Source organism: Streptomyces sp. NBC_01445, from assembly GCF_035918235.1.
Classification (GTDB): domain Bacteria; phylum Actinomycetota; class Actinomycetes; order Streptomycetales; family Streptomycetaceae; genus Streptomyces.
Window position 1 is genome coordinate 9,053,999 of the sequence record NZ_CP109485.1, and the last position, 21,156, is coordinate 9,075,154.

General features: G+C 70.3%; 21 protein-coding genes and 1 tRNA gene. 15 read left to right on the forward strand and 7 right to left on the reverse strand.

Going from position 1 to position 21,156, the window contains the following annotated elements; translation table 11 throughout:
- On the reverse strand, positions 1-1,677 hold the full coding sequence (locus OG574_RS41310; protein WP_326777371.1) for an ABC transporter substrate-binding protein: 1,677 nt from the start codon (positions 1,675-1,677) through the stop codon (positions 1-3).
- Between the two features lie 47 nt (positions 1,678-1,724).
- On the reverse strand, positions 1,725-3,593 hold the full coding sequence (locus tag OG574_RS41315) for a glycoside hydrolase family 127 protein (protein WP_326777372.1): 1,869 nt from the start codon (positions 3,591-3,593) through the stop codon (positions 1,725-1,727).
- Between the two features lie 264 nt (positions 3,594-3,857).
- On the opposite strand from OG574_RS41315, the gene OG574_RS41320 reads away from it, so the two are divergent.
- The 6 genes from OG574_RS41320 to OG574_RS41345 all read left to right on the forward strand — a co-directional run bounded on the left by OG574_RS41320 (position 3,858) and on the right by OG574_RS41345 (position 10,152).
- Positions 3,858-5,045: an NAD(P)/FAD-dependent oxidoreductase gene (locus tag OG574_RS41320; protein ID WP_326777373.1), complete on the forward strand. Its 1,188-nt coding sequence runs from the start codon at positions 3,858-3,860 to the stop codon at positions 5,043-5,045.
- Positions 5,042-5,362: a (2Fe-2S)-binding protein gene (locus OG574_RS41325; protein WP_326777374.1), complete on the forward strand. Its 321-nt coding sequence runs from the start codon at positions 5,042-5,044 to the stop codon at positions 5,360-5,362. The genes OG574_RS41320 and OG574_RS41325 overlap by 4 nt, the downstream gene beginning before the upstream one ends.
- Complete coding sequence (locus OG574_RS41330) at positions 5,352-6,842, forward strand: FAD/NAD(P)-dependent oxidoreductase (RefSeq protein WP_326777375.1); 1,491 nt, start codon at positions 5,352-5,354, stop codon at positions 6,840-6,842. Before OG574_RS41325 ends, OG574_RS41330 begins: the two co-directional genes overlap by 11 nt.
- Before the next feature lie 116 nt (positions 6,843-6,958).
- A complete protein-coding gene (locus tag OG574_RS41335) occupies positions 6,959-7,645 on the forward strand; it encodes a GntR family transcriptional regulator (protein ID WP_326777376.1) in 687 nt (228 codons plus the stop codon).
- Between the two features lie 1,262 nt (positions 7,646-8,907).
- Entirely contained in the window at positions 8,908-9,081 is a 174-nt protein-coding gene (locus OG574_RS41340; RefSeq protein WP_326777377.1) for a hypothetical protein, read from the forward strand.
- A 771-nt stretch (positions 9,082-9,852) separates the two neighbouring features.
- Complete coding sequence (locus tag OG574_RS41345) at positions 9,853-10,152, forward strand: hypothetical protein (protein WP_326777378.1); 300 nt, start codon at positions 9,853-9,855, stop codon at positions 10,150-10,152.
- A gap of 413 nt (positions 10,153-10,565) precedes the next feature.
- Here the strand turns inward: OG574_RS41345 and OG574_RS41350 are convergent, their stop codons facing one another.
- Positions 10,566-11,333 carry a GntR family transcriptional regulator gene (locus OG574_RS41350; protein ID WP_326777379.1) on the reverse strand — a complete coding sequence of 256 codons (768 nt, stop codon included), beginning with the start codon at positions 11,331-11,333 and terminating at the stop codon, positions 10,566-10,568.
- Positions 11,334-11,465: 132 nt separating this feature from the next.
- On the opposite strand from OG574_RS41350, the gene OG574_RS41355 reads away from it, so the two are divergent.
- The 9 genes from OG574_RS41355 to OG574_RS41395 all read left to right on the forward strand — a co-directional run bounded on the left by OG574_RS41355 (position 11,466) and on the right by OG574_RS41395 (position 18,054).
- Entirely contained in the window at positions 11,466-11,729 is a 264-nt protein-coding gene (locus OG574_RS41355) for a hypothetical protein (protein ID WP_326777380.1), read from the forward strand.
- Between the two features lie 930 nt (positions 11,730-12,659).
- Positions 12,660-13,019, forward strand: a complete 360-nt coding sequence (locus tag OG574_RS41360) for an ATP-binding protein (RefSeq protein WP_326777381.1) — start codon at positions 12,660-12,662, stop codon at positions 13,017-13,019.
- Positions 13,020-13,075: 56 nt separating this feature from the next.
- Positions 13,076-13,456 carry a hypothetical protein gene (locus OG574_RS41365; protein ID WP_326777382.1) on the forward strand — a complete coding sequence of 127 codons (381 nt, stop codon included), beginning with the start codon at positions 13,076-13,078 and terminating at the stop codon, positions 13,454-13,456.
- 349 nt (positions 13,457-13,805) lie between these two features.
- Positions 13,806-13,879 (forward strand) — tRNA-Met (locus OG574_RS41370).
- A gap of 283 nt (positions 13,880-14,162) precedes the next feature.
- Positions 14,163-14,441 carry a dihydrofolate reductase family protein gene (locus OG574_RS41375; protein ID WP_326777383.1) on the forward strand — a complete coding sequence of 93 codons (279 nt, stop codon included), beginning with the start codon at positions 14,163-14,165 and terminating at the stop codon, positions 14,439-14,441.
- Positions 14,442-14,551: 110 nt separating this feature from the next.
- Positions 14,552-15,514, forward strand: a complete 963-nt coding sequence (locus tag OG574_RS41380) for a hypothetical protein (protein ID WP_326777384.1) — start codon at positions 14,552-14,554, stop codon at positions 15,512-15,514.
- A 79-nt stretch (positions 15,515-15,593) separates the two neighbouring features.
- Positions 15,594-16,178 carry a sugar O-acetyltransferase gene (locus tag OG574_RS41385; RefSeq protein ID WP_326777385.1) on the forward strand — a complete coding sequence of 195 codons (585 nt, stop codon included), beginning with the start codon at positions 15,594-15,596 and terminating at the stop codon, positions 16,176-16,178.
- Positions 16,179-16,189: 11 nt separating this feature from the next.
- Positions 16,190-16,732: a TetR/AcrR family transcriptional regulator gene (locus OG574_RS41390; RefSeq protein ID WP_326777386.1), complete on the forward strand. Its 543-nt coding sequence runs from the start codon at positions 16,190-16,192 to the stop codon at positions 16,730-16,732.
- 155 nt (positions 16,733-16,887) lie between these two features.
- Complete coding sequence (locus OG574_RS41395) at positions 16,888-18,054, forward strand: alpha-hydroxy-acid oxidizing protein (protein WP_326777387.1); 1,167 nt, start codon at positions 16,888-16,890, stop codon at positions 18,052-18,054.
- On the opposite strand, the gene OG574_RS41400 is transcribed toward OG574_RS41395, so the two are convergent.
- The 4 genes from OG574_RS41400 to OG574_RS41415 form a co-directional block, all read right to left on the reverse strand.
- On the reverse strand, positions 18,023-19,012 hold the full coding sequence (locus OG574_RS41400) for a YihY/virulence factor BrkB family protein (RefSeq protein WP_442816881.1): 990 nt from the start codon (positions 19,010-19,012) through the stop codon (positions 18,023-18,025). The genes OG574_RS41395 and OG574_RS41400 overlap by 32 nt on opposite strands.
- Before the next feature lie 119 nt (positions 19,013-19,131).
- Complete coding sequence (locus OG574_RS41405) at positions 19,132-19,716, reverse strand: nucleosidase (RefSeq protein ID WP_326777388.1); 585 nt, start codon at positions 19,714-19,716, stop codon at positions 19,132-19,134.
- 58 nt (positions 19,717-19,774) lie between these two features.
- Entirely contained in the window at positions 19,775-20,332 is a 558-nt protein-coding gene (locus tag OG574_RS41410; protein ID WP_326777389.1) for a DUF6069 family protein, read from the reverse strand.
- Positions 20,333-20,439: 107 nt separating this feature from the next.
- A complete protein-coding gene (locus OG574_RS41415; protein WP_326777390.1) occupies positions 20,440-21,078 on the reverse strand; it encodes a TetR/AcrR family transcriptional regulator in 639 nt (212 codons plus the stop codon).
- Positions 21,079-21,156: the final 78 nt, after the last annotated feature.

The following is a 21,156-nucleotide window of genomic DNA, read 5'->3' on the forward strand; positions in this document are numbered from 1 at the left end:
CTACTTTCCCGGGTCCTTGAGGCCGATCGACACGAGGTCGATGCCGCCGCTGAACGCCGCGCTCTGGTAGGCGCCCGCGATGTTGGAGCCGGGGACCATGGTGACCTTCTCGTAGGCGAGGGGGACGATCGGCGCCTGGGCCATGATCTGCTTGTCCAGCTCGCCGTACGCCTGGTTGGCGGCGTCCACGTCCTGCATGGCCGCGATCTCGTCGATGCGCTTGTTGATCGCCTTGTTGTCGATCTGAGCCAGGTTGGCGTTCGCGGTGGGGGTGATCCGGCGGCCGTCGAACAGCGGCGGCAGGAAGGTCGCGCCCGACGCCCAGTCGGGGCACCAGCCAGTGATGGCGAGGTCGTGCTGCTTGGCCGTGGAGCCGATCACCTCGTAGTACGTCGAGGTGTCAATGTTGTTGATCTCTATCTTGATGCCCAGCGGCTTGAGGGCCTCCTGGATCGCGACCGCCTCCGCCGTCGACTTGGCGTCCGGGCGGTTGTCCAGGGTGAGGCTGAAACCCTTCGACACCCCCGCCTCGGCGAGCAGCTTCTTCGCCTTCGCCACGTTGCGCGGGTAGGGATCGTACTCGCTGCGGCCGAGCATGGTCGGCGGCTGGATCGCGGTCCCCGCGGTGGCAAGCTGCTTGCCGCCGAGCGCGGCGACGACCGTCTTCTTGTCGATCGCGTACTCGATGGCCTGACGAACCCGCACGTCCTTGAGGTACTTCTTGGTCGTGTTCATCCCCATGTACGTGGTGCAGCCGCCGTACCCGGAGAGTGTGCGCGACTTCAGCTCCGGCGTCTTGATCCGCGACAGCGTCGAGGCCTGGATGCTGGGGGTGATGGCGTCGACGTCCTTGCCCTGCCCGGCGAGCATGCGCTCGTCCATGGTCGCGGCGTCAAGGCCGAAGGTCCACTCGAAGGCGTCCGGCTTGGCCGCGCGGATCTTGTCGGTCGACCGCTTCCACTTCGCGTTGCGGACCAGCTTGAGCGACGCGCCGTGCTTGTAGCTCGCCACCTTGTACGGGCCGGAGGAGATCGGCTTGGTGTCGAACGCATGCTTCGCGCCCGTGCCCTTCGGGAACGGCGTGAAGTTGGGCATGGTCAGCGCGCTGGGGAAGTCGGGGAAGGACTTCTTCAGATGGAAGACGACGGTCTTGGCGTCGGGAGTCTCGATCGAGTCGAGGTCACCGGACTTGTACGGGCCCTTGTAGCTGGCCGGCGCCTTGATGAGTTCCTTCGGGTAGGGCGAGCCCACGCCGTCGGGGTCCCAGGCGCGCTCGATGCCGAACTTCACGGCCTCGCTGTCGATCGGCGTGCCGTCCTCGAACTTCAGACCGTCCTTGAGGGTGAACTTCCAGGTCTTCGCGTTATCGGACGGCGTACCGAGGTCGGTCGCCAGGTCCGGGTGGACCTTCACGCCCTGGGCGCCGGTACCGGCGCCGAACGTGGTCAGGCCGCGGTAGATGAGCCGGTAGAAGTTGTTGACGCCGCCGTCCCACCCGGCGCTCGGGTCCAGGTGGGAGAAGTCGGCGTTGGCCAGGACATGGACGGTGCCGCCCGTGGCCGGGCCCTTCGATGCGCCACCGCCGGCGTCGGCGGCCGACTGGCCGCCCTCCCCGGAACAGGATGCGAGCAGCGTGCAGGCAAGCGCGGCGCCGAGGGCAGCCGTGGTTCTCCTCATGGTGCGCTCCTTGGATCGGTACGTTTCGATGACGTCGGGGGAAGTGCTCACTGGGCCCGAACCCAGACGCGCATGGCCTCGGGCCTGCGGTTGCCCCACAGGAAGTAGGGGACGAGGGTCACCTGAGCGGTCCCGGCCGGTTCGGCGGCGACGGGCTCGCCAGTGATCTCCGGATAGAGCTCGGCCGGCGGCACCGGCGCGACATCCGCCGTCAGACGCACGGCAACCTGTCCGGGCAGGCCGTCGGGCAACGCCGCGAGTTCGGCGTCGGCCAGACGGTCGACCGGGAGGACGAGATCGTCGACCGGGGCGGGGGAGTCCTGCTGCTCGACGCAGTAGACGAGCGGCCCGCGGGCGACGGCGACGGCGCCCCGGGTCGCGTCCAGGTAAGGGTGCGAGGCGTGGCCGCGTACCGGCATCGGCAGGTGCAGGCGCAGCGTGTCTCCCGCCGACCACTCCCGCTCGACGGTCAGCCAGCCGTCCTCGGCCGTGACGGTCTCGCCGTCCAGCGTGACGTCCCGGGCCCACGCGGGGATGTGCAGGCGGATCGCATACCGGCGGCCGGGCGCGCGTTCGACGGTGAGGCGCACGTCGCCGTCCCACGGATACGCCGTCTCGACGCTCACCGCGACGGCGTCCGTCTCGATGCGGCCCTCGGTGAACAGGGCGATGACCAGTTCGTCCGGGCGCTCGGCGGCCACGTAGTCGCCGAGCTGTGCCATCCACCGGACGATGTTGGGCGGGCAGCAGGGGCAGCCGAACCAGGAGCGGCGCAGCGCCTCGCCGCCGGTCTCGGCGCCGCTGCGCTGCTCGTGGTCGGGGCGCCGCTGGAGCGGGTTGTCGTAGAAGAAGGCCTGTCCGTCGGCCGAGAGCCCCACGGCGTAGGCGTTGAAGAGCACGCGCTCGAAGACGTCGAGGTACTTCGCGCTGCCCGTGGCCACGAACATGCGCCAGGCCCACTGCATGACAGCGATGGCGGCGCAGGTCTCGGTGTACGCGCGCTCGGACGGCAGCTCGTACCGGTCACCGATGGCCTCGTCGGAGTGCCGGCTGCCGAGCCCGCCCGTGAGGTACAGCTTGGTGGCGACCATGTCGTCCCAGAGCTTGTCCAGGGTCTCGAACAGGGTTCGGTCCTGCGTCTCCAAAAAAACGTCGGTCGCACCGGCGGCCAGGTACCCCATGCGCACCGCGTGCCCGGTGACCGTCGGGAGGTCACGGAAGGGCAGATGGTCCTGGAAGTAGTCGGGCGGGAAGACGCTGTGCCGCAGGTGTCCGTGCCCGCGGCGGTCCACGAACAGGCGGGCCTGGGTCAGATAGGCACGCTCACCGGTCTCCCGGTACAGCTCGACCAGGGCCATCTCCACCTCGGGATGCCCGCAGACGCCCTCCTTGCCCCCTTCGCTCTCTTCGCCGAAGCGCCGGACGGCCAGGTCGGCGAACTTTCTGGCCACGGCGAGGAGTCGGGCGTCGCCCATCCTGCGGTGGGCCGCGACGGCGGCCTGGATCAGATGGCCGAGGTTGTAGAGCTCGTGCCCCCAAGCCAAATCCTGCCAGGGCTTCTTGGCCGCCTCCGGGTCCTGGAAGAAGGAGTTCAGGTAGCCATCCTCGCCCTGCACCCGTTCGAGGAGCCCGACGACCTCGTCGAAGAACTCCTGTACGCCGGCGTCCACTTCGCCCTCGCCGATCTCGTACGCCAGACCTTCGAGCGTCTTGTACAGATCGGTGTCGAGGAACGGGTAACGGCCGCGGTAGGCGGGAGGTTCGGCGCTGAGGAGTCGGCTCAGGTTGTCGAGGTTGCCGGCGGCGCGCAGTTGCTCGACGGTGTGCGGGATCGTCGCGTGCCGGTTCCGGTCCTGCCACTCCCGGAGCAGACCGCCCGTGATGCGGGTAGAGGAAAGCGGCGAGACAGCACCCATATCCGTCCGTACGGCTCCCGTCGGCTCATCTGACACGGTCCTGACCTGCCCTGATGCCATGAAATCCCCAGTGGTATGTGGCATTGCACTGTGCAATAGCACTGGCGTGCTGCGCCGACCTTAGAGCCGGGGGGAGTTGAACGGCAATGGATGTTCCGTGGAATTTACGTGGCGGCGAACTCCGGTGGCACGCACGGCCGGTGGGTGCCCGTCCGACTTTGTGAATCCCTTTGACGAGCCAGGGGTGTGTGACATAGTACTGCCGTGACTAAGCGACTGACCTGCGATGTTGTGGTCGTCGGGGCCGGGATGACGGGCGCTGCATGCGCCTTGTACGCGGCCCGCGCCGGCCTGAGAGTCGCCCTGGTGGACCGCGGCCCGGTGGCCGGAGGCACGACCGGCGCCGGCGAGGGGAACCTGCTGGTCTCCGACAAGGAACCGGGGCCCGAGCTCGAACTGGCCCTGCACTCCGTCCGGTTGTGGGCCGAGCTGGCCGCCGAGCCGGGGATGGGCGACGCCGTCGAGTACGAGCGCAAGGGCGGCGTCGTCGTGGCCACCGCGCCCGAAGGGCTCGCCGCCCTGGAGGAACTCGCGGTCGAGCAGCGCGCCGCAGGGGTCGAGGCGATACCCGTCGACCCCGGTGAACTCCGTTCTCTCGAGCCGCACTTGGCGCCAGGACTCCCCGGCGCGGTCCACTACCCGCAGGACGCGCAGGTGATGCCGTCCATGGCCGCCGCCCACCTGGTGCGCGCGGCACGGGCGGCCGGCGCCCGACTGCACACCGGCTGGACCGTCACCGGCGTACTGCGCGCCGCCGACGGCTCCGTCCGCGGCGTCCGTACCGACCAGGGGGACATCCATGCCCCGGCGCTGGTCAACGCCGCCGGCACCTGGGGCGGCGAAGTGGCCGCGCTCGCGGGGGTCCGCCTGCCCGTCCTGCCGCGGCGCGGCTTCGTCCTGGTCACCGAGCCGCTGCCGCGCATGGTCCACCACAAGGTGTACGCCGCCGACTACGTGGCCGACGTGGCCAGCGACTCCACGGCCCTGCAGACCTCGCCGGTGGTCGAGGGCACGGCGGCGGGACCGATCCTGATCGGCGCCAGCCGCGAACGCGTCGGCTTCGACCGGTCCTTCTCGCTCCCCGTCGTACGCTCCCTCGCGGCGGACGCGACCCGGCTTTTCCCCTTCCTGGAGCAAGTTCGCGCGATGCGCTCCTACTTGGGCTTCCGTCCCTACATGCCGGACCATCTGCCCGCGATCGGGCCCGATCCGCGCGTCCCCGGACTGTTCCACGCGTGCGGGCACGAGGGTGCGGGCATCGGACTCGCCCCGGGCACCGGGCAGTTGATCGCCCAGGTGCTCACCGACAAGGCGCCGGACCTGGACCTGACGCCGTTCCGCCCCGACCGCTTTCCCGAGTCCGACCGCTTTCCCGAGGAGGAGACAGAGTGAGAGCCGTGAGAGCCCGTACGCCGCTGGACCTGACCGAGGCCCGTCCGGGCCCTGCCTTCACTGTCACCTTCGACGGCCGGGAGATCGAGGCCCTGCCCGGCCAGAGCGTCGGCGCGGCGCTCTGGTCGGCGGGCGTCACGTCCTGGCGGTCGACGCGGGGCGAGGGCAGGCCGCGTGGAATCTTCTGCGGCATCGGCGTCTGCTTCGACTGCCTGGTCACCGTCGACGGGCACCCCAACCAGCGGGCCTGTCTGCGCCCCGCCGAGCCCGGCCAGGTGATCCGTACCCAGGAAGGGACCGGCCACGATGAGCGCTGACCCGCGCCCGGTTGACACGCCCGCCGCCCCGCATCCCGCCGCCCCGCATCCCGCTGACCCGCGTCCAGTTGACCCGCCCGCCGAGCCGCATCTCGCGATCGTCGGAGCGGGCCCCGCCGGCCTCGCCGCCGCACTGGCCGCCGCCGCCCGGGGCGTCCGCGTCACCGTGATCGACTCCGCGGCACAGGCGGGCGGACAGTTCTACCGGCAGCCCGCCCAGGAGCTCGGCGCGCGCCGCCCGCAGGCACTGCATCACCAGTGGCGGACCTGGGAGCGGCTGCGTGACGGACTGGCCGACCACCTCGCGGCCGGCCGCGTCACGCACCTGACGAGCCACCAAGTATGGTTTGTGGAACGGCAGTCGAAGATCTTCACCGTCCACGCGCTGACCGGCCCCGAGCAGCGGGAGCCGGCCACCGTGCGCGCCGACGCCGTACTCCTCGCCACCGGCGGTTACGAGAAGGTGCTGCCGTTCCCCGGCTGGACCCTGCCTGGCGTGCTCACCGCGGGCGGCGCCCAGGCCATGCTCAAGAGCGGCCTCGTGCTACCGGGGCGGACGGTGGTGGTGGCCGGGACCGGGCCGCTGCTGCTGCCCGTCGCCGTCGGCCTCGCCGCAGCGGGCGCCAGGGTCGCCGCACTCGTCGAGTCCGCCGATCCGAAGGCATTCACCTCGCGCGCGCCGCGGCTCGCCGCCCACCCGGACAAGCTGGCCGAGGCGGCACAGTACGCGGCGGCGCTGCTGACCCACCGGATCCCGGTCCGCGCGCACCACACCGTCATCGCGGCGCACGGGACGGACCGGTTGGAGGCCGTCACCGTCGCCGCGCTCGACGCCGACGGCCGGGTCAGGCCGGGCACCGAGCGGCGCATCCCCTGCGACACCCTCGCCGTCGGCCACGGACTGCTCCCGCACACGGATCTCGCCGAGACGCTCGGCTGCCGCGTCGACGACGGAGGCGTCTCGGTCGACGAGGGACAGCGCACCGACGTGCCCGGCGTCTGGGCCGCGGGCGAGAGCACCGGCATCGGAGGCTCGACGCTCTCCCTCGCCGAGGGACACATCGCAGGACGTTCGGCGGCCGCCCGGCTACAGGGGACGGAACCCGACCCGGCCAGCTGGGCGGCAGCCGCCCGCACCCGCGACCGGCTGCGCCGCTTCTTCGCCGCCATCGACTCCGTGTACGCCCCGCCCGCGCACTGGACCGAGCAGATCACCGACGACACGGTCGTCTGCCGCTGCGAGGAAGTGCCGGCGGCCGCGATCCGCGAGGCACTGGACGAGCTCGGCGCGGGCGATGTACGCACCGTGAAACTGCTGACCAGGGCCGGCATGGGCTGGTGCCAGGGCAAAATGTGCGGCCCGGCGGTGGCGGCCCTCGCCGGCGGCGAACAGCGGCCCGCGAAGCGGCCGTTCGCCTGCCCGGTACCACTGGGCGTGCTCGCACGGGCCGGGGAGCAGGAAGCGGCCGCAGAGCACTGACCCCCCGAATCCACGCCACCCCTGCCCGGCACTCCCGTACCGCCCCTCACCTCGCGCTGCCACGCATCCGCTGCCTGGATACTGGTGGCTCGCCACTTGGCATGGAAGGAAACCCGATGGCCGCCCAGCGCACCAGCGCCCAAACCGCCGGTCCCGCTCTGCCCACCCTCGGGGGCACGCGGAGCAGCTACCGCGAACGTGTCGTCGACGCGCTGCGTGCCGCGCTGATCGCCGGCGAGCTGCGGCCGGGCGAGGTCTACTCCGCGCCCGGTCTCGCCGCCCGCTTCGGCGTCTCCGCGACGCCCGTGCGCGAGGCCATGCTCGACCTCGCCAAGGAGGGCCTGGTCGACACGGTGCCCAACAAGGGCTTCCGGGTCACCGTGGTGTCCGACCAGCAGCTGGACGAGTACACCCACATCCGTGCGCTGATAGAGATCCCCACCACGGTGGAGCTGGCCACGAACGCGGACCCCGCCGCCCTGGAAGCCCTGCGCCCCGTGGCCCAGGAGATCGTCGCCGCCGCTGCCGCCGGTGACCTCATCACGTACGTCGAGGCGGACCTGCGCTTCCACCTCGAACTGCTCGCCCTCGCGGGCAACGCCCACCTCGTCCAGGTCGTCGGCGATCTGCGCCGACGCTCCCGCCTGTACGGCCTCACCTCGCTCGTCGAGGAGGAGAAGCTTCAGGCCTCCGCCGAGGAACATCTCGAGATCCTCGACGCACTGCTCGCCCGCGACGAGGAGGCGGTCCGCGCGGTCATGACCCGGCACATCGGACACATCCGGAGCCTGTGGGCGGAATAGCGGCGCGGGTCTTCGTGCGAGGCGCACCGTGCGCAGCCGTGGCTCAGACGGACCGGTGGTACTGGTCCGGCACGTGTACGTCGGCGCTGCCCATGCCGATAACCTCGTCCGCGCAGGTCACGCGGCATGTTCGTACGCGCGGAGAAGGCCGCCGAGGCGATCGCGGCGCGCAGACTCGACCGACCGCGCTCGACATCCCGCACACCAGCTCCGACCAGCGCGGATGAGGTGATCGGCAAGCGCAGAACCGGCGTTTCGGCACGCCCCACTTGTGACGCCCGCCCCAACACGAACCGGTTCTCGGCAGGCCTGACGAGCCTTCACCCAACGTGTCCAACTATCGGCGTGCGCAGCGACCGGTGCCGGTGCCCGGGGTACGGCCCACGACTGCGCAGCGCCCCAGGAACACGTGCTCGGCGCGCAGTGCGCAGGTGCTCGGGCTCGCTGCGCAGCGGGGGTGCCGGGAGTTGCGCAGCCAGGCCCGCCCGGCCCCGACTCCGACTGCGCAGTGCCAACTGGGGCGCGCTGCGCACCGGGTACTGCGCAACCCGGACCGGTCGACTGTGAGCGGGCGGTACGCATTGTGCGGCGCCCGCCAAAACGCGTACCGGGCGACCAGAGCGGTACGGCAAAAACGCGTACCAGTACCTGAGCGAACCGATTGCGTCCTGGGGGCCATGGCTTCGTCTGGCAGGTCTGTGACCTGGGTGTTCTAGAGACCGGTACGCGTTTCGGTACGCGGTTTTCCGCCCCTGCAAAACGCGTACCGGTCGCCGGATGGCGGCGGGCGCGGCCAGTCGCCGAGGCGCCCTCGAAGCCGAGTGACGCGGAATCGGCCGAGGCTGCCGGTACGCGTTGGGAAACCAAACGCGTACCGGAGCAGGGGAGTGCGCAGCGACCGCTAAGGAGCACCCACGATGCTGCGCACCCTCCGCTGCGCAGTCGCAGTGCGCCCTGACTGCGCACCTTGGGATCCCCGCTGCGCAGCGTCCCCGCCCACCGCTGCGCAGTGGACGATCAGGTCGTGCTGCGCACCATCCGCGAGCCGTTGCGCAGGCGGCGACAGGCGACTGCGCAACCGGTGCGCAGTGGAGCCCGGCAGCGTGGTGCCCAGCGGGACGCGTACCGGGATGCGTACCGGCCGGTGGTAGTGGACTGTGATGTGGCGCCGTTAGCCCTTGCCGTACTCGCCGTGCTGGCCATCGCCAGTTGGGTGCCCGGGGCGCGCAGATCCTTCACGGCCCGTCCTGTTGGGTGCCGGCGTGCTGGGTCTCGTGTTCCTGCTGATGTTCCCCATCAGCCGCGTGATCGGCTTCGGTGACGTGAAACTCGCCCTCAGCGCCGACGCGACGCTTGGCTGGTACGGATGGAGAGTGCTGCTCCCCGGTCTCTTCGCCGGCTACGTCACCATCGCTCTCTACGGCATCACGTTGTGATGAACCTGATCGGTCGCCGTTCCCGGTCATCGGCTCCGCCTTGACCCGTCTGCACCAGCGCGGACCACGGGGCCAGACGTGGTGGAACGCAGCCCGCGGCGGTAGTCCCCAGTCCCTGGACCAGGCACTGGACCTTCCCGCATCGCTGGCCATGTGACGGCCTGCAAGCCAGATGACCAACCCCACTACCCGAGATTGGCTGGGCAGTGGGACGGAAGTCGACGGCGATCAGGCGACCGACCAGAGACCGGTGAAGGTCATGATCGAGCCGATCACCACGGAGCCGTCGTTCCGGGGCGTGGGAGGCCCAACTCCCGTGACGATCGCCCGGGGACCACGGCCGCCAGTACCGGCATCGCCGACAAACTGACCCTCAAAACCCCTAGCAAAGTCACCCCTAAAGCGGGCCTCAAAGTCCCTAGTGCACCCTCCACCGCTTGAGAGAGGAAAACGGCAGGCCAGGACCGCTGGTACGTGCGTACCGGTCGCGCCGACAACCCCTCTCACGCACACTCCGGCCTGGCAGCAGGTGGGGAAGGAAGAAAAGGAAGAGAAAGAGCAGACGGAAGGACGAGGCCGGCGCGTGCGCGCTCGGGGTCGGAGCCGCGTTGTGTCTTGTTGCGCGTCGGCCGGGGGCCTCCGCGCTCGCGGCCCGATGAGACGGGCCGCGGCGGGAAGAGGGACGGAGGCGAACCAGCATGTGATGGCCTGACACCGACGAGGACGGCCTGCGGGACACTGCCAAGGCATGGCGGGACTTCGCCGACGACCTTGGGGGCGTCATCCGCCGCAGCGAACAAGCCCGCCCGCACGATCATCGAACACAACGAGGGCGAGGCAATATGCGCCTTCGACGCCCCATACTGGCGCCGCTACTACTACCAGAAGTACGGCTGGCTCCAGGACGTGATCGACAACTCACGCGACATGGCCGAGGCCCTCGACAAGTACGCCGACGCCGTCCACGCCGCGACAAAGCTTCCTATGGAGCAACCACTGGCAGACGATCAAAACGCGCGGCTGGGGCACATCGATCCGTGCTGGACCACCGTGACCGTCGACAGTCAGTAATCAGTTTCCGGACTCATCCGCTGCATACGTGGCAGCGCACCGCCCTGGCGCCCGGTGTGTCGACTGGACTGACGTCGACCGTGCCCGCTGGCCATGATGATCCAAGCACCTTGATCACCCCGGGCCCTGGCTCCTGAGCCGGTACTACCGCTGGGCGGTGCTTCCTCGACGGCGCGGGCAAGGGCGAGTTCGAGGGGTTCCCGAAGTCCTCGTTGTCCTTGAGGCAACCCTGCCGTCGCCGGTAAGGGCCACGTCTCTGCAGCCGAAGTTTCCCGAGGACGCCGAGGCCTTGAACCAGCAGAGGCCCTGCAGGTAGTCGGGTTCGGAGTTGTTGCTCAAAAGCGGCACGGCACGCCGAAGGGGACTCCCCGGCAACGGGACTGGTCGGCCAAGCCGTGCAAGCTGGATGTGGGTTACTGATCCGACCGTTCTATGCCGTACTCGTAGGCGACTTCCCAGCGTACGTCGGGGACGACGATGTCCGCCGTTTCGACGGGACGGCCGTCGGTGTCGTAGTAGGTCCGTTCGATCAGCAGGACCAGGTCGCCGACGCTGATGCCCAGGAGGTTCGCCTGGGCCTGGGTGGCACGCCCCGGGCGCGGGATCTCGACGGCGTTGTCGATGATGACGCCGATGGACCGCATCCGCTCCACAACGCCGCGGCCGGCGAGTGGGCCCATCTCGGGCAGCACGATCGGGCTCTGGCCGGTGATGGCCATGGGCTCCCAGCTCGCTGAGGTCTGTACGGGTCGGCCATCCGCGAGGAATTCATAGTCCGTTCGCACACAGAGGTCCCCTGGTGAGATGCCGAGACGCTGGGCGATGTGGTCCGGGGCGAGAGTTCGGGCCTGCGAGTTGGACTCCCAGGCGCCGGCTTGTCCGAGTTCGCTCATGTCGGCGCGGAAGGGGGAGCCGCCGCGGCGTTCGCGGTGACGCGAACGCACCATGCGGCGACGCTCGCGTGGGCGGCATACGTACGTGCCTGACCCGGAGCGGCCTTCCAGGATGCCTTCGATGATCAGGCGTTCCGTGGCCTTTTGGAGGACGTTGGGGCCGACGGAGTAGTGCGCGGCGAGCTGGGCGCGGCTGGGTAGCCGGTCACCGACTCCCCATTCTCCGGCTGAGATCCGGCGGCGCAGGTCGGCGGCGACGCGCTGGTACGGCGGCGGCTCGTGCCCCATGTGGTGTCTCCGTACGTCGGCGTGGACAAAGGCGGCGGGAATTACTGCATCCCGATTGACAAGCTAATGCATCAGCAGCAAGCTAATGCATCAGATCTACGTTGCGTGATGAGACCTGTGTGGGGGAGAGCTGTGGACTCACCGAAGAACCGCACCAGCCAGCTGGAGGCACTGATCCAGCACGCCCTCGCCACTCCACCCCACACCCAGACCCTTGCAACCGTCATACGCGTCACCGCACCAGTCCCGGACGAGCTCGACGAGGACGTACGCCGCACGCTGCTCGCAGCACTGCAGGCCACGGCAGACCGGTTCGGCCATATTGCCGCCCCGGATGGCTCCACCCTGTGGGCCGAGGTCGACCGCCCGCCGACGACAAGAAAGGGCCACTCATGAGCACCCAAGCCCACCCCGCCCCCGCACCATGTCTCGTCCCTGTCCCGCCCAAGCCCGACAAGCCAGGTACGCCAGGCGACGTTCGCACCCGCGAGCATGACGGCCTGAGCACGCCGGCTGAGATCTGGGAAAGGATTCGAGGCAACGCCTGTGCGGGCTGCGGGAGTTCGAAGAACCTGCAACCCGGTGGATTCGCCTACGTCAAGTTGCGCGGATTACTTGGCTACGCGGTGCGGGTCTGCCCCAACTGCCGTCGATCTGTCCGGGGCGCGCGGTGATGCCCGCCTACGGCAGGGTCGAGAGCTGGATGCCCGGCGCCGAACCGGGGGAGGGGCTTCAACGGGCCTGGTTGTTGGGCCGTTGTGGCACCGTACGGGTCACGGGCGCGGAGGTGTTACGGGTCAGTGGCACTGTGGCTGTTGCGGCTCTGGCTGTTCTTGAGGCGAGTGGAACACCGCTGGGGTCGATCCTGGCCAACCGCGCCCGCTCGACGGCTGAGATTGTCGTCGCCGCGGGCACGGGGGCTACCTGGCCTGCGCTGCCAGGCACACAGTGCGTTGAGGGCGCCATGATGCGGTGCCCTGCACCGGAGTTCACGGTCGCCAGCCGCCGCCACACGGGCGGTCGCACTTGGATCTGCGCCCCCGGTCCCGCGAGGCCTGCCACCACCGACAGCGATGTGTTGTGCGAGGCCATCACTACCGCACTGGTCACGCTGGCGTGGCTCGCCTTCGCGCGAGGGACATGCTCGGGAGGGGCGCGCCTCACATGAAACCGACTCCTCCTGCGCGCTACGACTCCACCGCGCGAGTCTCGGGCCGTGACCTCGAACCGGTCCCTCCGCAAGGCCTGCCCACAGCTCACCCAACAGCCGGCACTTGTCCTCCGTGCCGGCGCAGGGTGGTCTTGCCTGGAGCGTCGCGTTCCAGCGTGGCCAAGGCCCGCGCGCACGCGGTCGATGCTCTGCGGGAGTGGCAGATCGACGACGACATCGTCGAGGCTCTGCGGCTCATCGTCAGTGAGCTCGCCACCAACGCGATGGTCCACACAGCGAGTCGAACCATCGAGATCACTGTGTCCGTCACCGCCACTGAGGCCATCGTGACCGTCACCGACCAGGGACTGTCCGGGACACCCGCCGCACGCAAGGCGCGCCCCGAGGAGGAACACGGACGAGGCCTGGCCCTCGTCGACGCCCTAGCCACCCGATGGGAGTCCACACCGCTCGCCGACGGGACCCAAGTTGAGGCCGCGGTCGCCCTTCCCGGGCAGACGGCAGGCGCGCTGTGACAGGGCGGCGGGCTCCCCACGCACCTGCCCTCCAGGCGCTGCGGGCGAACCTGACCATGGTCGTGGATCAGGCCCCGCCGCAGAAAATCCATGACCGGCAACCTCCCCAAGCGCCAGTGCGCGGTTCCTTCTGGTGCGATGCCGCCGCTCACCTCTGCGACGGCCGCATGCTCTGGTTGGGCGGACAGGCCTGCTGGACACCTGAGCAGGCGCTGGCCTGGATCGGATGGCGAGCCGGACACGTTGCCGACCAGCTCGATGACCAACTGGCCCGGCCGGTGCGCGCATGGATCCAAGACCACCCCGAGCCCCAACGGGCGAGCGGACAACTCTCTCGCGGGATCACCTACGCGCTCGTCTTCTGCGACGGCAGCGTCCAGTTCGTCCTCGCAGCCACGCCCAGCGCCTTCGACCCCGACAGAGAGAGTGCGCCATGAGGCATGCCTTGACGTGCCGTCCTCGCAGCAACACCCCATAGATCTCTGCCCGGTGGCCCGGATGACCTCGGCCCCGGCCATCGGGCAGGGGGGCCCAACCCCGGCACGCGAGAACCCCATTGGCGGACCGTTCCACAACTGCCTCAACGGATCACGGAGGAACCATGACCTCGATGCCCACCGTCCCCCGTAGACCCGCACGGAACTGACGGATGGATTCGGGTACGCGTCTCAGGTGTCGAGCGGGCCCGGCCTGCGGTGCGGGAAGTCGACGGGCGGCTGCGGTGATTGCCCGCAACAAGAACTGGTCAATGGACCCGAGGCCATGGCGTAGAGTCGTGTTTACCGACGCGGGGTGGAGCAGCTCGGTAGCTCGCTGGGCTCATAACCCAGAGGTCGCAGGTTCAAATCCTGTCCCCGCTACTGCATTACCGCAGGGCCCGGATCTCCACGGATCTGGGCCCTGCGGTGTAGAGGTCCACGTGGATCGCTCCCTCGATGAGGAAGAGCTCGATGGTCTCGCCGGCTGGGCTACGGCGCCCTCGCTGAAGGGTCTGCGTCGGTTGCGGCCTCGGCGCCGAACCAGAGGCTTCCCGTCTGAGGCCAACCGTGCGGACCCGTGGGAACCTGCGGGTCAGAGCAGTCCAGAGAGGCGCTTCCTCCCGAGCGTGAACGCCCGGGGGGGGGCCTGAAGCCCGCCGACGGCGTGACGTTCCTCAACTGCGATGTGGCCGAGGCGGTCCGGATCGCTCTGGACGCGAGCGGAGGCAAGAACCTTGAGGTCCTGTCAGCTTCGATCGGCCGTCAGCTCCTGGAGCGCGGGCTCATCGACGAGATCGACCTGCACATCGCGCCGGTCCTGCTCGGCAACGGGATCCGCCTGTTCGACAACCCGGGCGGCTCGCCGGTCCGACTCGGCCTTGTCAACGGCAGCGACCCGTCGCTTGTGGTGAACGTGCGCTACCGCCCGGCCTCCGCCGGGTGAACCGCCGGTATCGATACCGCCGCCGCATCGTCCGGTAGGGGTCCGCCGGGACGCGGCGCCTCTATTCTGTTGCCGCTCGTGTTCCATCAGTCACACCTCGGGGGAAACACATGAACGCCTGGAATCCGGGCGGGCAGCCGCCTTACGACCCGCAGGCAGGGCACCGGCCCCAGCCCGGCCCGTACCCGCCGCCTCAGGGCCCGTACCCGCCACAGCCGCCCAACGGCGGTTACCCGCCGCAGATCCCGCACCCTTACGGGCCCCCTCCCAACGGGCCGCACCCGTATCCGCCGCACCCCGGCCCGCCGCCCGCCCCTGGCCCCTTCCAGCGGCTGTGGCAGAAGGTCGGCCCCATCCACACCGCGCGCCGGGTGTTCAAGCCGTCCCGCTCCGGCATCGTCGACGACGCGCTCGTCGCCCGTATACAGAAGATCCGCACCCTGGTCGGTCTGGGCGCGGTGGTGTGGGTGTCGATGTCGTACAAGCTCGCCAACTCGGTGAGCGACGTCGTCAGTGAGCGAGGGGACCAGGCCTGGCTCAGCGTCCTGATGCTGTCCGTGACGTTCCCCGTCGCCGTGGGAGTACTGCTCGCCCTCGCCGCTCCCTCGGCCCGCCGCGAGCTGCTGCGCCGGGCCGCCAAGTCGTTCGGCGCGATGGTGTCCATCGTGGCGGCGGTGGCCGTGTTCCCGGCGATCATGCTCACCGGCTTCATGGAGGGCAGGTTCGCCACCAACCCGGTGATGGCCGTCGTCACGTACTCCGTCCTCGTGCTGACCTTTGTGTGGGTGGTGCCCTTCATCTTCTGGGGCATCGGCCTGGCGCTCGTGTACGTGTTCCGCACCGCGGACATCCACGAGACCGTGCCGCCGCTGCTGGCCATGACGCTGGTCTGGGAGATGACGCTCGTCGACCTGTTCACCGGCGCCTACGCGGGTGTGCCGGGCCCGCTCCGGGTGCTGCTCATGCTCGGGGCCCCCGCCTCGGTGACCGCCGTCGGCCTGTGGGAACTGCACCGCCTGCGTGCCCACTTCGGCATCGGGGTCCGGGACATGCTGATGCGGCAACCGGGTTAGCCGGGCCGAGCGCCCTGCGCTCGGTGACTCGCCGATCGTGAGCGTACGTTCGTACATTCCCGAGCGTACGATCGTACGCATGACGACGACGGACTACTTCGCCGACGACCCGCGCACGAACCTGGAGCGCATGCTCGCGGGTGACCTGTACATCGCCGACGATCCGGAGATCGCCCGGCGTCAGCGGAGGGCGATGCAGTTGGCGGCCCGCTACCAGGCCGCCTTCGTCGAGGACGCCGACAAGGCCCGGCCGATTCTGGCCGACCTGCTCGACTCCGTGGGGGAGGGCGTCGAGGTGCGGCCGCCGCTGTTCGTCGACTACGGCAGCAACATCGCCATCGGCGCCCGCACCTTCGTCAATTACCACCTCACCGCGCTCGACGTCGCCCGGATCACCATCGGCGAGGACTGCCAGATCGGCCCCAACGTCCAACTCCTCACCCCCACCCACCCGGTGGAGCCGCAGCCCCGCCGCGACAAGCTGGAAGCCGCGCTGCCCATCACCATCGGCGACAACGTCTGGCTCGGCGGCGGGGTCATCGTGTGTCCCGGGGTGACCATCGGGGACAACTCCGTCATCGGCGCCGGCGCCGTCGTCACCAAGGACATCCCGGCGAACGTCGTCGCCGTGGGCAACCCCGCCCGCCCCGTCCGCACCCTCTGACCGGCGCACCCGTGGCCACCGGACGCACGGACCCGCAGCGCCGCGAGCGCATCATCGCCGCCACCCTCGACCACATCGCCGAAGAGGGCGTCGCCGGGGTCTCCCACCGCAAGATCGCCATGCGAGCCGACGTGCCGCTCGGCTCGATGACCTACCACTTCGCAGGCATCGACGACCTCTTGCGCGAGGCCTTCAAACGGTTCGCCGACCAGATCGTCGCCGTGTTCGAGCGGCACCTGGCCGACGCCGGCACCCCCGAGCGGGCCCGGGAAGCCGTCACCGACCTCATCCACGCGCTTTCCGAAGGGCCGCGCCGCGATCTCGTCCTCACCCACGAGCTGTACGCCCTCGCAGCCCGCCGCGACGAGTACCGCGAACTCACCCACGCCTGGACGGCCCGCAGCCGCGACCTCCTGGAGCGGCATTTCGACGCGGACACCGCCCGCCAACTGGACGCGCTGATCGAGGGGTTGGTCCTGCACTGTTCCCTCGACACGGCCCCGCAGAGCCGCGAACTGACGCGGGCGGCCGTGCGGCGCCTGACCTCCGGCTGATCTCCGTCTGGCGTTCGGCGCGCGGCCGGCCCTGAGCCGCCCGTGGGGTGCGGACCTGACCCCGTACCCCACGGGCTCCCATCCATCGGCCTGCGCACTAGGGTCTGATCGCCACCGCCAGGACACGGTGGCGTTCGACGAGGAGGGTGGCCGCGATGACGCAGCAGTTCGGTGACTACCAGCACGAGATTTACTTCAACGCGCTCGGGGGCATCGTCCCCGAGCTGCCCATGGCCTTCGCGGAGTTGGAGCAGCGGGCCGGCGAGGCGCTCGCGCCGTCTGTGTGGTCGTACGTCGCGGGTGGCGCGGGCGACGAGTTCACCCAGCGCGAGAACGTCACCGCCTTCGAGCAGTGGGGGCTCATTCCGCGCATGTTCGTCGGGGCGAGCCGGCGGGACCTGACCGTCGACCTCTTCGGCCTCAGGCTCGACAGTCCGCTGTTCATGTGCCCCATCGGCGTGATCGGGCTCTGCGGGCAGGACGGGCACGGGGACCTCGCGACGGCGCGGGCCGCCGCGCGCACGGGAGTTCCGATGGTGGCCTCCACTCTGTCCGCGGACCCCATGGAGGACGTGGCCAAGGAGTTCGGCGAGACCCCCGGCTTCTTTCAGCTCTACACGCCGACCGACCGCGACCTCGCCGAGAGCCTCGTCAGCCGTGCCGAGGCGGCGGGCTTCAAGGGGATCGTCGTCACCATGGACACCTGGGTCACCGGCTGGCGGCCCCGCGACCTGACCACCGGCAACTTCCCGCAGCTGCGGGGCCACTGCCTCAGCAACTACACCTCGGACCCGGTCTTCCGCTCCCGGCTCCCGCAGGGCCGCGTCGATGACACGCAGGCCGTCGTCATGCAGTTCGCGAGCGTCTTCGGCAACCCTCTGACGTGGGACGACCTCCCCTGGCTGCGCTCGCTCACCAACCTGCCGCTCATCGTCAAGGGCCTGTGCCACCCCGAGGACGTACGGCGGGCCAAGGACGGCGGCGTCGACGGGATCTACTGCTCCAACCACGGCGGGCGGCAGGCCAACGGAGGCCTCGCCGCTATCGACGCCCTGCCCGAGGTGGTGGAGGCCGCCGACGGTCTGCCCGTGCTGTTCGACTCGGGGGTGCGTTCCGGAGCCGATGTGGTCAAGGCGCTCGCCCTCGGCGCGACGGCGGTCGGTATCGGCCGCCCCTACGCCTACGGCCTCGCCCTCGGCGGCGTCGACGGCATCGTCCACGTGCTGCGGTCCTTGCTCGCGGAGACCGACCTGATCATGGCCGTCGACGGCTATCCGACGCTCGCCTACCTCACTCCGCAGGCGCTGCGTCGTCGGCGCTGACCTCGGGCGCGTGGGGCGCGGTCCGGTCCAGTTCGACGCCGAACTGGGCCCCGGCCAGCAGCGCCAGGTTCGACACCCACAGCCAGACGAGGAACACGACGCCGCCCGCCAGGGAGCCGTAGAGCTTGCTGTAGGTGCCGAGCTGCGAGGCGTAGAACGTGAAGCCGGCCGACGCGACGAGCCAGATCAGCGCGGCCAGCAGACCACCCGGCAGGCCGTGCCGCCACCCTCGGGCGGCGGGCGGCCCCGAGCGGAACAGGACCAGGACGAGCAGCGCCACCAGGCACAGCAGGGCAGGCCACTTGAGGAAGTTCCAGGCCGCGGCGACCGTGTCGCCGAGTCCGAGCCAGTGCCCGAGGGACTGGGCGAGGGATCCGCTGAGCACGAGGGCGAGCGCGCTGGCCACGAGGAGCGCGAGCAGGGTGCAGGCGGTCAGCAGGATGCGGTGGGCCTTGCGCCACACGGGCCTTGTGTCGCGGACGCCGTGCAGCGTGTGGAGGGCCCGGCGGAACACGGCCGAGTAACTGGACGCCGACCACAAGGCGCTGACTGCGCCTGCGATCGTCACGGTGAGCGCGGCGGACCGCTCGTGTGCCATGTGGCGGAGCGACTCGTGCAGGGCGGCGCCCGACTCGGCGGGCGCCCAGGCCGTCACATGCGTGATCAGGGCGTCCGTCGTGGCCGGGCTGACCAGGCCGATGAGCGAGGCGGTCACGAGCATGGCGGGCAGCAGGGCGAGGATCGCGTAGTACGTCAGCGCCGCGGCCCAGTCCGACACGTCGTCGTTCCACATCGACACCGGCGTGCGGCGCAGCGCCGCCCACAGCCGGGGCCAGGACATCGACTTGTCGCCCGGCACGTGGCTGTGGCCGTGGTCGTCGTCGCCTTCGTCGGCGGAGCCGGACGTGGCGGGGGAGGGGACGGTTCGGGTGACCTGGGCCGTCGGCCGGGTTCCCAAGGCGTGCTCGTCTCGGTCGGAGGGCGCCCCGGCGGCCTTGGCGGGAGCGCCGGTGTGCGCGGGACATGGCCCGCGATCATCTCATCGCCCGCCCCGCGGCCTGTCGGGGGAGTCGTGAATCAGGAGCGTACGGGAATGTTCCGCGCGGCCCAGTCGGCGAGGACGCGTGCGCAGTCGGCGACCGTCTCGCGCCATGTCCTGGCCGCGCCGTCGCCCGCCTCGTCGCTGACGTGCTTGACGATGCGCAGCGGCACACCGGCCTGCTGGGCGGCGGAGGCGAGAGCGTAGCCCTCCATGTCGACGAGCGGGGCGAGCTCGGCCAGGCGGGCGCGGGCCGCCTCGTCGGAGATGAAGGAGTCGCCGGTCGCGAGGACGGGCCCGCCGTGGTCGGGCAGGTCGATCGGCGCACCGTAGATCTCGCCCGTCAGGGAGGCGAGCACGGCGTTGTCCAGGTCGTGCTGGATCACGGAGCCGATGACGTGGGTGCCCGTCCAGCCGGGGCGCAGCGCACCCGCCGTGCCCAGGTTCACGATGCCCGAGGGCTGCGGGCCGCGGGCCAGGACGGTGGCCAGCGCGGTCGCCGCGTTGACCTTGCCCATGCCGGTGAGCAGGACGGGGAGATCCGAGTCGAGGAACTGCGCCTCTTCCTTCACGGCCAGCACGAGCAGGGGGCGGCCGGCGGTGACCTCACCTATGAGTTCCATGCCGCAAAGGTAGCTCCGGGCCGGTCGCCCACTCGCAGCCGGGGCATGGCACACCAGGTCAGCGGCCGCGCACCGCGCCGCGCGCCACCGGGGTCAGCAGCATCCCGATGGTGAGTCCGACGGCTAGATAGACGCCGGCCGTGCCCACCTTCGTCACGAGGGCCACCGACGTGGTGAAGGGCAGCAGCACCATGACGAGCGTCGCCAGCGTGACGATCCAGGAGAAGAACCGCCCGGGCTGCGGTGTGCCCAGGCACAGGAGATGCAGCAGCAGCGTCGCGACGAGGGCCGCGACAGCGGCGCCGCCCGCGAGCAGTCCGGTGGACGCGTCCCCCATCGCGCCATCGCGCTCCGGTGCGAACACGGCGACGCCGAGGACACCGCGGACGAGGAGCACACCGGCCACGGCGGTCAGCGCGGCGACGAGCGCGGTCATCAGGCCGCCGGACCAGATCCTGCGGGCATCTACGCGCGGCTGCGGGGGCGGAGGCGGCGCGCTGTCGGCGTACGGCCCGTACGCCGTGTAGGTGGGGTGCGCCGGGTCGGGCCCGTACAGCTGATGCGGATCCTGCCCGTAGCCGGGGTCCTGGCCATAGGGCGTATGCGGTGTCTCCATGAGGATCTTCCCCCTCCGTCCGGACGCTTGACTCAAGCCAACACAGGGGCGAGTGCATGGCGCGAGCGGGCGTGGGCCGAATGGACGGGCCGGAGGAACCCGTGGGGTCAGGGCTTTGCTCCGGCGCGGGGTGTGAGGCCGAGCAGCCGCAGGTACATCGCCGTCAGATCGGCGACGGCCCGGTCCCGGTAGCCCGGGTCGGCGGCCACGGCTCGTGCGAAGCCCGCGACCATGCCGGCCGCGGCGGTGGCCACGGACTCCGGCGAACCGGCCGGCTCGGCGAGGCCCTGGCGCACCAGACGGGCGATGTAGCGCGCGGTGCGCCCGCGGGGGCGGTCGTTGATCTCGTCGCGGAGCACGCGCATCGCCGGATCTGTGAGCGACTGGTGTTCGAGTACGGTCAGGAACGCGAGGTTGTCGACGTAGGCGTCCAGGAACGCCGCGTTGGTCCGCTCGGCGAGCAGATACGGGTCCTCGGCCTCTGGGGCCGCCGCCTCCTGGGCCGCCAGGAAGCGGTCCCGCAGATCGGCGGCGAGCACGGCGAAGACGTCCTGCTTGGAGGCGAAGTAGACGTAGAACGTGGCGCGGCCGACGTCGGACTCCGCCGTGATGTCGGCGATCGTCGTGCGCGCATAGCCGCGCTGCTCGAAGACCGTGCGGGCCGCCGTGAGCAGTCGGGCCCGCGTGGCGCTGTCCTGGCGGTCCAGCTTGTCGCGCACGGTCCAGGATTTTCTCGCGATCGGCATGGCCCCAGCATATTGACGTTGACGACGGCGTCAACGCAGACTGGGCGCGCCATTGAGGTTGACACCAGCGTCAATGCA